This window comes from Burkholderia sp. 22313 (assembly GCF_052045245.1).
Classification (GTDB): domain Bacteria; phylum Pseudomonadota; class Gammaproteobacteria; order Burkholderiales; family Burkholderiaceae; genus Burkholderia.
In genome coordinates, this window is the sequence record NZ_JBQEON010000005.1 from 44,276 (window position 1) to 55,664 (window position 11,389).

The following is an 11,389-nucleotide window of genomic DNA, read 5'->3' on the forward strand; positions in this document are numbered from 1 at the left end:
AAGCGATCACCGAAGCGCAAACGACAACGTCCCGCCGGCGGCGGGACGTTCAGGCCATTGCTCGGTTACGTCGATGCCGACTGTCAGCCGCCGATGCGCTGCTCGATCTTCTTCATCGTATCGGTCAGCTCGGTCGGCAGGCGCAGCTTCAACTTGTCGAACAGCTCCGCATGCAGCTTCAGCTCGTCGCGCCATTCGTCGGCATTCATCGACGTGACTGCGTCGAACTGCTCGCGCGTGAAGTCGAGCCCGTCCCAGTGCAGGTCGTCATACGCCGGCGACACGCCGAATGCATGCTCGCCGCCGCCACCGTTGCCTTCGAGGCGATCGAGCATCCACTTCAGCACGCGCATGTTCTCGCCGAAACCCGGCCACACGAACTTGCCGTTCGCGTCCTTGCGGAACCAGTTCACGCAGTAGATCTTCGGCAGCTTCGCGCCCGCGTCTTCGAGCTGCTTGCCGAGCTTCAGCCAGTGCGCGAAATAATCACTCACGTTGTAGCCGCAGAACGGCAGCATCGCGAACGGGTCGCGACGCACGATGCCCTGCTGGCCGACGGCGGCGGCGGTCGTCTCCGAGCCCATCGTCGCGGCCATGTACACGCCTTCGGTCCAGTCGCGCGCCTCGGTCACGAGCGGGACGGTCGTCGAGCGGCGGCCGCCGAAGATGAACGCGTCGATCGGCACGCCGGCCGGGTTTTCCCAGTCCGCGTCGATCGACGGGCACTGCGACGCCGGCGCCGTGAAGCGCGAGTTCGGATGCGCGGCCTTGCGGCCGGTTTCCTTGGCCGTCTCGGGCGTCCACGGGTTGCCCTGCCAGTCGGTCAGCTTCGCGGGCGGCGTGTCGGTCAGGCCTTCCCACCAGACGTCGCCGTCTTCCGTCAGCGCGACGTTCGTGAAGATCACGTTTTCCTTCAGCGTCGCGATCGCGTTCGGGTTGGTCTTCACGCCGGTGCCCGGCGCGACGCCGAAGAAGCCGGCTTCCGGGTTGATCGCGTACAGGCGGCCGTCGCGGCCCGGCTTCAGCCAGGCGATGTCGTCGCCGATCGTCGTGACCTTCCAGCCGTCGAAGCCCTGCGGCGGAATCAGCATCGCGAAGTTGGTCTTGCCGCACGCGGACGGGAACGCGGCCGCGACGTGATACTTCTTGCCGGCCGGCGACGTCACGCCGAGGATCAGCATGTGTTCGGCAAGCCAGCCCTGATCGCGGCCCATCGTCGACGCGATGCGCAGCGCGAAGCACTTCTTGCCGAGCAGCGCATTGCCGCCGTAGCCCGAACCGAAGCTCCAGATTTCACGCGTGTCAGGGAAGTGCACGATGTACTTGACCGGGTTGCACGGCCACGGCACGTCCTTCTGGCCCGCTTCGAGCGGATGGCCGACGCTGTGCACGCACGGCACGAACTCGCCGTCCTCGCCGAGCACGTCATACACGTCGCGGCCCATGCGCGTCATGATCCGCATGTTCACGGCCACGTACGGGCTGTCGGACAGTTCGACGCCGACGTGGGCGATCGGCGAGCCGAGCGGGCCCATCGAGAACGGCACGACGTACAGCGTGCGGCCGCGCATCGAGCCGCGGAACAGGCCGTTCAGCGTCTCGCGCATTTCTGCCGGATCGATCCAGTTGTTGGTCGGGCCGACGTCGTCGGCCGATTGCGTGCAGATGAAGGTGCGATCCTCGACGCGCGCGACGTCGGACGGATCGGACTGCGCGAGATACGAGTTCGGGCGCTTCGCCGGGTTCAGGCGGATGAGCGTGCCCTGGTCGACCATCGCCTGGCAGAACGCGTCGTTCTCTTCCTGCGAGCCGTCGCACCAGACGACGCGATCGGGTTCCGTGAGCGCCGCGATTCGCGACACCCAGTCGATCAACTTGCGATTTTTGACGAATGCCGGGGGAGCGATCAGCGGGCCGTGCGTCGCTTCGGCCAAGGTGTTTTGCGACATGGGGATGTCTCCAGATTATTGGGCGGGGATGGGGGATGCGGGGCGAGCCCGCGAGATGAGAAATGCGATCGGAGCGCAGGGTGCGGCGACGCGCAAGGCGGGACACGCGAGCGGAGCGCGTGTCGATGCCGCGATGCGGGCGAGAGAATGTGATGTCTCGTATGAGCGTGCGAACGCGAGTTTCGCCATGCAAGCAACCTGCCGTACAACTCCATGCCGGCCAGCATACCATCGCCGTTATTGGACAGGCGTTGCGTTGCAACAAGAAACAATTGTGACGACGTGCCGGCACGCGCGTTGCAAACAGGTCCTTTTTACAGCGTCGACGTGCGCGCTTTGGGGACGAAACGGCTGGAACGTCCGTCCGGCAAGGGTTCCGAGAAAGCGGAAAAATCGGCGCGCCGCACGCGCACGCGGGCATGCGAACCCGCGCAGCGCGAATTCACGTTTTCGCTACTCAGGCAAACCCTGAATTAGGTTGCGTACACAAACATCCGCCTCGAATGCGTTGTGTACGCTACCGCTCAAAACGGCGCGCCGGGCAATCCGGGGTAATACGCGCCAGCCGCCATCCCGCCATCGACGGACAGTTCCGAGCCGTTGCAGTACGACGCTTCGTCGCTCGCGAGAAACAGCGTCGCGCGCGCGATTTCGTCAGGCAAGCCGACGCGCTGCAACGGCACGTGCGCGTAGTGCTTGTTGATTTCGTCGAGCGGTGCGCCGGTCGGGTTCGACATCGCGGTGTTCACGCCGCCCGGATGGATCGAGTTCACGCGCACGCCCTGGTGGCCGAGTTCGAGCGCCGCGACCTTCGTCAATCCGCGCACCCCCCATTTGCTCGACACGTACGCCGCCAGCGCGTTCACGCCGCGCAGCCCGTCGACCGACGAGATGTTGACGATCGACCCGCTCTTCTGCGCGATCATCCGCGGCGCGACCGTGCGGATGCCGACGAACGTGCCGACCAGATTGATCGATACCGCACGCTCGAAATCGCGTGTCGACAACTCCGTGATCGCGCCGAACATCAGCACCGCCGCGTTGTTGACGAGCACGTCGATGCGGCCGAACTGCTCGACGGTCGCATCGGCCACACGTTGCCAGTTCGCTTCGTCGGCCACGTCGAGCCGCATGAAACGCGCGGCATCGCCGAGCTCGCGCGCCAGCGCTTCGCCTTCCGTATCGAGCACGTCGCCGATCACGACGCGCGCGCCCGCCTCGACGAACAGCCGGCACGTCGCCGCGCCCATTCCGCGCGCGCCTCAGGCGACGATGGCCGGATGCGCCTGCACGGGGCCGCCGAGCAGTTCGCGATACGACGGCGGCTGCTTGCCGTCGAGATCGACGATGCCGTACTGGAGCGCGGCTTCCGCGCCGACCAGCACCTGCCCCGACAGTGCCATGCGCTGCGGATCGGCATGAATCGCGCGAATCACGCGACCGGTGAATTCCGGGCTTTCGGCGACCAACGAGAATTCCTTGTACAGATCCGGATGCTCGTCCCACACGCGCGTCGTGCGCTCGGTGCGCAGCGGTCCCATCCAGATCGACACCGACGCGACGTCGAACGGCCTCAGGTCGACGGCCATGTCCTTCGCGAACTTGTCGACGCCGGACTTCTGCGCGCCGTACGCGGCGCCGTGCATGTAACAGCTCGCGCCGAACGACGACGTGAACGCGATCAGCCCGCTGCGACGCTTCGCCATCAGCGGCGCCGCGTGCCAGCTCGCGACGTAGGCCGAGCGCAGCCCGACATCGAGGATGTTCACGAGGTCGAGCGACTTCTCCCAGAACGGGCCGGGCAGGATCAGCTGGTCGTGCAGGCAGGTCGCGTTGTTGACGAGGATGTCGAGCCGTCCGCATTCGCGTTCGACGCGCTCGAACAGCGCCTTCACCTGCGCGTCGTCCGCGTGATCGCATGCAACCGCGATCCCGCGCCCGCCGAGTGCGTCGATCTCGCGCGCGGTCTCATGGATCGTGCCGGGCAGCGGCGCGTCACCTTCGTTTTGCGAACGGCCCGTCACGTAGACGGTCATGCCGGCCGCGCCGAGCGCGCGCGCGATGCCTTTGCCCGCGCCGCGCGACGCGCCCGTCACGACGGCGACCGGCGCCTCGTGGTTTCGTGTCATGTTCGATGTCTCCTGGGGAATGGTCTCTGGTCTCGACCGGCGTGGCGCATGCGCGTGCGTCATGTGCGCACGTCACGCATCCGGCGGCTGCGCGCCGGCGAACAGCACGCCCGGCGCATCGCCGTCATAGCGGGCGGACAGCGTCGACGTGACGATGCAGCGCGTGGCCGCGATCTTCCATTCGCCGTCGACCTTCCGGTATTCGTCGTCGTAGGTCGCGCCGAGCTGGGTGAGCGTGCGCGCGTGGGTATCGAGCATCTGGTAATGCAGGCCCCACCTGCCGCGTGCATGCGTGTCGTCGAGCACGGTGATGTCGGGATTCACGCCGTGGTGCATCTCGACGATGTGCGGGTGACAGCCGAGCCGCTCGAACACGTCGACGAGCGCGTCGCGATGGTCGAACGTGCCGATCCGGCCGTAGTCGATGTGCACGGTGCCGGGCGCGAAGCAGTCGCGCATCCCGCGCGGATCCTTCCGGTCGCAACACGTGAAGTAACGGGCCTTCAGCTGGCGAATCGCGTCGGCGTCCTCGAGCCTGCGCACGCGCACTTCCATTCGTTCGATCGGGGTCATGCCGTCTCCTTGATCTCGGATGCGCGGATCGAAGCCGCGTCGACGCCACGTTACAGGCGCACGAGCGGCCGGCCATCCCCTGTTTGGATGAACCCGAGGATCGGTATCGGCGGACGTGAACGCAGCGTGGACGGCGTTCGTCCGAACAGACGATGTGACGCAAGGGGCTTCGTTCCTAACATCGACCGACACCACCACGAGATCCGGCGATGGACGAGACCACCCGCACACTCTACGAATACGAGCAGATCCGCCAGCTGAAGTACCGGTATTTCCGCGCAATCGACACGCACGACTGGTCGCTGCTCGAGCAATGCATGACCGACGATTGCGAGGTGCGGCTGCAAGGCGGCCGTCATGCGTACGACAGCCGCGACGCGTTCGTGTCGAGCCTGCGCGCGCTGATCGGCAAGCCGACCTTCCTGACGATGCATCACGGCCATCACCCCGAGCTCACGCTGGTGTCGGCCGATCACGCGTGCGGCGTGTGGTTTCTCGAGGATCACGCGATCCATCTCGATGACAACTACCTGGTGCACGGCACCGCGTTCTACGACGACCAGTACGTGAAGCGCGATGGCGTGTGGCGCATTCACGCGACACGTCACGAACGGCTGTTCGAAACCGTCACGTCGCCGATCCCGCCGTCGTTCACGCTGACGGCGAACCGCTTCGCACCGGGCGCGCACGACGCGGCGGCTTCGGCTGAATCGGCCGAATCGGTCGATTCCACCCTCAACGCTTCCTGAAACCCGGCGGCAGCGCCGCCGACCCCGTCATTTCCCCCTGGAGCCGGAGCAATGGAGAAAGTCATTTACGTGTTGTGGCGCGATGCGCAGGCCGCGCCCGATCAATGGAGCCGCAGCGTGCGCGCGCCGCTCGCCGACACGCTGCTGTCGCTCGGCGCGCACGGCGTGCAGGTGAACGTCGCCGATGCCGACGTCGCACCGGCCGCCGGCCTGAAGCAGACCAACACGCACCCGGGCATCGACGGGATCGTCGCGGTGTGGATCGACAGCGCGAACCCGATGTTCCGCCAGCCGTTCGACGACGCGGTGCGCGCGGTCGCGCCACACATGGCCGCGTATCTCGTCACCGAGTCGCAGCCGATTCCGAACACGCGCTTTCCGGCGCGGCCCGGCGAGCGCACGAGCGGCTTCTCGCAGCTCGCGTTCCTGAAGCGCCCGCCGCGTCTCACGCACGAAGCGTGGCTCGACGTCTGGCACGGTCACCACACGCGCGTCGCGATCGATACGCAGGACAACTTCCTGTACGTGCAGAACGTGGTCGTGCGCGCGCTCACGCATGCGGCGCCGGGCTATGACGCGATCGTCGAGGAATGCTTCCCGGCCGCGGCCATGACGGATCCGCATGCATTCTTCGATGCGGTCGGCGACGAGGCGAAATTCCAGCGCAACGTGGCGGAGATGATGGACAGCTGCTCACGCTTCATCGATTTCGACAAGATCGACGTGGTGCCGACGAGTCAGTACGTCGTGAAGGCCGTGCGCGGATAAAGAAAGGTTCATCGCGGATTACCGGGAACGCGGCGCGGATCTTGAGGTGTACTCGGCGGGATAAGGTCACGGCCCATCCTCGCTCCCCACAATCCCCCGGCAAGCCACTTTATGCGTGCGCGGCCCGCTCGAGCACTTCGCGAGCCGCGCGCCCTAACACCTCTTCCGACCACTGATTCACGCTCTCGCCGGCAACGGCTGCCGCAACGCCGACGGCCGCATGCGTTTCCGGCTTGATACGAAGCATCAGCTTTCCCGAAGCCGGCTTTTGCGGCGCACGATTCATGCGTGCACAGTCGTCGAGGTAATGATCGACGGCCGCGTGAAAATCGCCCGTCAGCTCGGTGACCGTCTCGCCGTGAAAGCTGATTTTGTCATCGACGCCGAGTACGTGCCCGACAAACACGTTGTCGCGGCCGTCGAAATCGACGCGCGCGTAATAGCCCTTGTACGTCATTGCGTTGGTCATGGCTTTATCCCCATTTCGTTGAACCAGTCGCGCACATCCTCAACCTGATAGCGCTTTGCCTCTTTGCCCGGATGCGGGCGATGCAGGTATCGGCGCGTTCCGTTCAGCTCGAAGGCGATGCGCGACCCGGCGCCCTCGTGAATGCTGCCGCCCAGCGCGACAACCAAAGCTTCGATATCCGCGAACACGATGCCGCCTAAGGTCGGTTTCGTATAGATCGCGCTCAGCGTGCGGGCGTGTTTCGTTTTCATGCCCACATGATAGCAAAATTTGATATCGCATGTTATCGGATGATAGCAAAAAACGCTATCACCACCTAAACCGCAGCGACGCGATAGCGGGCTGCTGGTGCCGTTGGGCGCTGCGGGGTTGCATCTCCCTCCAGCGCGGGCCCAGCCAAGGGGGCCGAAATCGGGCGGCCCGGGTTTGCCGGCCGGGCCGGCGCGCGACCATCTGATCCCGCGCCCGGAAAATCGCAGTCGCCCCGCCGCCTGCTCGCCTTTCTACAAAAAAAGCCAACCCGCGACGGGTTGGCTTCCTTGCTTCGGATGCGGCGATGATCAGAACTGGTTCATCGTGTTGTCCTTGCCCGCGGCCTTCAGCGCTGCTTCGCCGCTGAAGTATTCCTTGTGGTCGTCGCCGATATCCGAGCCGGACATGTTCTGGTGCTTGACGCACGCGATGCCCTGGCGGATTTCCTTGCGCTGCACGCCGGCCACGTAACCGAGCATGCCCTGGTCGCCGAAGTATTCCTTCGCGAGGTTGTCGGTCGACAGTGCAGCCGTGTGGTACGTCGGCAGCGTGATCAGGTGGTGGAAGATGCCTGCTTCACGCGATGCATCGGCCTGGAACGTGCGGATCTTCTCGTCGGCAAGCTTGGCCAGTTCGGTCTCGTCGTACTCGACGCTCATCAGCTGCGCGCGGTCATACGCCGACACGTCCTTGCCCGCGGCCTTCATCGCGTCGTACGCCTGCTGACGGAAGTTCAGCGTCCAGTTGAACGACGGGCTGTTGTTGTACACCAGCTTCGCGTTCGGGATCACCTTGCGGATTTCGCTGACCATGCCGCCGATCTGCGCGATGTGCGGCTTTTCGGTTTCGATCCACAGCAGGTCGGCGCCGTTCTGCAGCGACGTGATGCAATCCAGCACGCAACGCGCTTCACCCGTGCCCGAGCGGAACTGGAACAGGTTGCTCGGCAGACGCTTCGGACGCAGCAGCTTGCCGTCGCGCTTGATGACGACGTCACCGTTGCCGAGCTGGTCGGCCGACAGTTCTTCGCAGTCGAGGAACGCGTTGTACTGGTCGCCCAGGTCGCCCGGCGTGGTGGTCACGGCGATCTGCTTGGTCAGGCCGGCGCCGAGCGAGTCGGTACGGGCGACGATGATGCCGTCGTCCACGCCCAGCTCGAGGAACGCGTAGCGGATCGCGCGGATCTTCGCGAGGAAGTCTTCGTGCGGCACCGTGACCTTGCCGTCCTGGTGGCCGCACTGCTTCTCGTCGGACACCTGGTTCTCGATCTGGATGCAGCATGCGCCCGCTTCGATGAACTGCTTGGCCAGCAGGTAGGTCGCTTCCGCGTTGCCGAAACCGGCGTCGATGTCGGCGATGATCGGCACGACGTGCGTCACGTGGTTGTCGATCTTTTCCTGGATCGCGGCCTTCGCGGCGCCTTCGGCGGCGTCGAGCTGGCGGAACAGGCCGCCGAGTTCACGGGCGTCGGCCTGGCGCAGGAACGTGTACAGCTCGCGGATCAGCGCGCTGACGGAAGTCTTCTCGTGCATCGACTGGTCCGGCAGCGGGCCGAACTCCGAGCGCAGCGCGGCGACCATCCAGCCCGACAGATACAGATAGCGGCGTTCGGTGCTGTTGAAGTGTTTCTTGATGGAGATCATCTTCTGCTGGCCGATGAAACCGTGCCAGCAACCCAGCGACTGCGTGTACTTGGCCGGGTCCGCATCGTACGCGGCCATGTCGGCGCGCATGATCTTCGCGGTGTACCGGGCGATGTCGAGGCCCGTCTTGAACTTGTTCTGGGCACGCATGCGGGCAGCGGATTCCGGATTGATGGCATTCCACGCGCTGCCTTGCTTCTCCTTCAAACCAGCCACTGCCTTGATGTCGTCTTGATATTGGGACATGTCTATCTCCTGGGAACGAAGCGCATTTGAGTAAAGGGTTCAGCGTGCCCGCTCCGCGTGGCAAAGCGAGCTGCATGGACTCAATACTACCGCCGCGCGCTGCGCTTTCGAACAACTCTTATATAAGACATAAGATATAAATTTCACTGATTTTTCAATGAGATAAGCGAGCGATTTTGCGATGCAAAACCGATTTTCAAGCGGCGGGAAGCGAGCGCGGCCGGAATTCGACGCACATTCCACAATATGAAATTCTCTTTCGGCAGTTGGTGGGAGGACACGGCGGACGATTCGTGCGCCAGGCTTTTGCCATGCCCATGACAAAACGTCTATACTTGGACAATCCATCGATGACGAGCGCGAAAGGCGCCGTCCCCGCGTACCGCGATGCGCCCCTTCCTGCCCGGAACCCCATGAGCGACCATCCCGTTTTCGACGCGCTGTGCGAACTGCTGACGACTTCCGGCGCGCGGTTCCGCGTGCTCGAGCATCCGGCCGAAGGCAAATCCGACGTGATCGCCGCGATTCGCGGCACGCGTCCCGAACAAGGCGCGAAGGCGATGCTCTGCACGTTCAAGGACGGCGGCGACGCCACCGCGCTGGCAGTGATCCCCGGCCATCTGAAGATCGATTTCCGCAAGGTCGCCGACGCGCTCGGCCGCCGCAAGGCGACGCTCGCGCCGCCCGAACTCGCGGCCACGGTCACGCGCTGCGTGATGGGCGCCGTGCCGCCCTTCGTGTTCGACGCGAACGTGACGCTCGTCGTCGATCCCGAGCTGATCGAACGCAACGGCGAGATCGCGTTCAACGCGGGCCGCCTCGATCGTTCCGTCGTGCTCGACGCGTCCGACTACGTGCGGATCGCCCGCCCGCTGCTCGCCGACATCACGCGGCCCGACACCACCGGCGCGACCGCACGCCAGGCGAACGCATGACCACGCCCCATTCCCGATCGCAGGCGGAACAGGCGTCGCTGATCGAGCAGGTGCTGCGCGTCGCCGAAGGGCTCGGCGCGATGTTCGCGCCGTTCACCGAGGTCGTCGTGCACGACCTGCGCACGCCGGAGCACGCGATTCTCGCGATCCACAACAACCTGTCGGGCCGCGCGGTCGGCGACCCGGCGACGGAACTCGGGCTCGCGCGCATCGCGGACGACGACTTCCCGCAGGTCCTCGCGAACTATGCGAACCGCTTCGCCGACGGCCGCACCGCGAAAAGCACGTCGATCGGCATCAAGGATTCGAACGGCCGCTACGTGGCCGCGCTGTGCCTGAACGCCGACGTCACGCTGTTCCGCGGCTTCCAGGGGATGCTGAACCAGTTCTGCAGCACCGAAGGCGAGCCGGTCGCGGACACGCTCGACCCGGCCGGCGCGGACGCGATCCGGCAGCGCATCGACGCGTTCGCGACGCGCCTCGCGACCACGCCGCGCGAGTTGAAGACCGACCAGCGCCGCGAGCTGATGCAGGCGCTGAAGGCAGATGGCTTCCTCGAGGTGCGCCGTGCGATGGAAATCGTGTCGCAACATCTCGGCGTGTCGCGTGCCACTGTATACAACGATGCGAAATGAAGCGTGCCCTCGGGCCGCGCCACTTACCTGTCGACTGACTCCTCCGACGAGCACCTCATGAACACTCCGACCCTCCCCACCTACGACGACGTCGCGGCCGCCGCGGCACGCCTCGACGGCCACGCGCACCGCACGCCCGTGATGACGTCGCGGACGATCGACGAAGCGCTCGGCGCGCAGGTGTTCTTCAAGTGCGAGAACCTGCAGCGGATGGGCGCGTTCAAGTTCCGCGGCGCGTTCAACGCGCTGTCGCGCTTCGACGCGACCCAGCGCCGCCACGGCGTCGTCGCATTCTCGTCCGGCAATCACGCGCAGGCGATCGCGCTGTCGGCGCGCATCCTCGGGATCCCGGCGACGATCGTGATGCCGCAGGACGCGCCCGCCGCGAAAATGGCCGCGACGCGCGGCTACGGCGGCAACGTCGTCACCTACGACCGCTATACCGAGGACCGCGAGCAGATCGGCCGCGACCTCGCGGAGAAGCACGGGCTCACGCTGATTCCGCCGTACGACCACGCGGACGTGATCGCCGGCCAAGGCACGGCGGCGAAGGAACTGTTCGACGAAGCCGGGCCGCTCGACGCGGTGTTCACGCCGCTCGGCGGCGGCGGCCTGCTGTCCGGCACGGCGCTCGCGACGCGCGCGCTGTCGCCGCACGCGAAGCTGTACGGCGTCGAGCCGGAAGCCGGCAACGACGGCCAGCAGTCGTTCCGGTCCGGGGCGATCGTGCATATCGACACGCCGCGCACGATCGCCGACGGCGCGCAGACGCAGCATCTCGGCAACCTGACGTTCGCGATCCTGCGGCGCGACGTCGACGACATCCTGACCGCGACCGACGCGGAACTGGTCGATTGCATGCGCTTCTTCGCCACCCGCATGAAGATTGTCGTCGAGCCGACCGGCTGCCTGTCGTTCGCGGCCGCGCGCCGGATGAAGGACGAGCTGCAAGGCAAGCGCGTCGGCATCGTGATCAGCGGCGGCAACGTCGATCTCGCGCACTTCTGCGCGCTGGTGTCCGCATCCGCCTGACCGTCGCGG

At 65.6% G+C, this 11,389-nt stretch carries 12 protein-coding genes; 5 read left to right on the forward strand and 7 right to left on the reverse strand.

Annotation, left to right across the window (positions count from 1 at the left end; translation table 11 throughout):
- Positions 1 to 83 precede the first annotated feature (83 nt).
- The 4 genes from ACTJKF_RS06195 to ACTJKF_RS06210 form a co-directional block, all read right to left on the reverse strand.
- The gene (locus ACTJKF_RS06195) at positions 84 to 1,949 is read right to left on the reverse strand and encodes a phosphoenolpyruvate carboxykinase (GTP) (RefSeq protein WP_440622676.1); all 1,866 of its coding nucleotides are present in this window, start codon (positions 1,947 to 1,949) and stop codon (positions 84 to 86) included.
- 524 nt (positions 1,950 to 2,473) lie between these two features.
- Positions 2,474 to 3,199, reverse strand: coding sequence for an SDR family oxidoreductase (locus ACTJKF_RS06200; protein WP_440622678.1), 726 nt, complete (start codon positions 3,197 to 3,199; stop codon positions 2,474 to 2,476).
- Positions 3,200 to 3,211: 12 nt separating this feature from the next.
- On the reverse strand, positions 3,212 to 4,078 hold the full coding sequence (locus ACTJKF_RS06205) for an SDR family NAD(P)-dependent oxidoreductase (RefSeq protein WP_440622680.1): 867 nt from the start codon (positions 4,076 to 4,078) through the stop codon (positions 3,212 to 3,214).
- 72 nt (positions 4,079 to 4,150) lie between these two features.
- Positions 4,151 to 4,651, reverse strand: coding sequence for a nuclear transport factor 2 family protein (locus ACTJKF_RS06210; RefSeq protein ID WP_440622681.1), 501 nt, complete (start codon positions 4,649 to 4,651; stop codon positions 4,151 to 4,153).
- A gap of 209 nt (positions 4,652 to 4,860) precedes the next feature.
- Between ACTJKF_RS06210 and ACTJKF_RS06215 the strand changes: the two genes are divergently transcribed.
- Complete coding sequence (locus tag ACTJKF_RS06215) at positions 4,861 to 5,400, forward strand: nuclear transport factor 2 family protein (protein ID WP_440622682.1); 540 nt, start codon at positions 4,861 to 4,863, stop codon at positions 5,398 to 5,400.
- Between the two features lie 51 nt (positions 5,401 to 5,451).
- Complete coding sequence (locus ACTJKF_RS06220) at positions 5,452 to 6,168, forward strand: EthD domain-containing protein (RefSeq protein WP_440622683.1); 717 nt, start codon at positions 5,452 to 5,454, stop codon at positions 6,166 to 6,168.
- A 109-nt stretch (positions 6,169 to 6,277) separates the two neighbouring features.
- Here ACTJKF_RS06220 and ACTJKF_RS06225 read toward each other — a convergent pair whose 3' ends face one another.
- The 3 genes from ACTJKF_RS06225 to ACTJKF_RS06235 form a co-directional block, all read right to left on the reverse strand.
- Positions 6,278 to 6,637 carry a type II toxin-antitoxin system HicB family antitoxin gene (locus tag ACTJKF_RS06225; RefSeq protein ID WP_440622685.1) on the reverse strand — a complete coding sequence of 120 codons (360 nt, stop codon included), beginning with the start codon at positions 6,635 to 6,637 and terminating at the stop codon, positions 6,278 to 6,280.
- Positions 6,634 to 6,888, reverse strand: coding sequence for a type II toxin-antitoxin system HicA family toxin (locus ACTJKF_RS06230; protein WP_105393689.1), 255 nt, complete (start codon positions 6,886 to 6,888; stop codon positions 6,634 to 6,636). The genes ACTJKF_RS06225 and ACTJKF_RS06230 overlap by 4 nt, the downstream gene beginning before the upstream one ends.
- A gap of 309 nt (positions 6,889 to 7,197) precedes the next feature.
- Positions 7,198 to 8,778 (reverse strand): isocitrate lyase, encoded by a 1,581-nt coding sequence (locus tag ACTJKF_RS06235; protein WP_440622686.1) that lies wholly within the window; start codon positions 8,776 to 8,778, stop codon positions 7,198 to 7,200.
- Positions 8,779 to 9,191: 413 nt separating this feature from the next.
- Between ACTJKF_RS06235 and ACTJKF_RS06240 the strand changes: the two genes are divergently transcribed.
- From ACTJKF_RS06240 to ACTJKF_RS06250, 3 genes are read left to right on the forward strand one after another with little or no spacing between them, the layout of a single operon-like run.
- Positions 9,192 to 9,713, forward strand: a complete 522-nt coding sequence (locus ACTJKF_RS06240) for a YbaK/prolyl-tRNA synthetase associated domain-containing protein (RefSeq protein WP_440622687.1) — start codon at positions 9,192 to 9,194, stop codon at positions 9,711 to 9,713.
- Entirely contained in the window at positions 9,710 to 10,348 is a 639-nt protein-coding gene (locus ACTJKF_RS06245) for a helix-turn-helix transcriptional regulator (RefSeq protein ID WP_440622688.1), read from the forward strand. Before ACTJKF_RS06240 ends, ACTJKF_RS06245 begins: the two co-directional genes overlap by 4 nt.
- Before the next feature lie 57 nt (positions 10,349 to 10,405).
- Positions 10,406 to 11,380: a threo-3-hydroxy-L-aspartate ammonia-lyase gene (locus ACTJKF_RS06250; protein ID WP_440622689.1), complete on the forward strand. Its 975-nt coding sequence runs from the start codon at positions 10,406 to 10,408 to the stop codon at positions 11,378 to 11,380.
- Positions 11,381 to 11,389 lie beyond the last annotated feature (9 nt).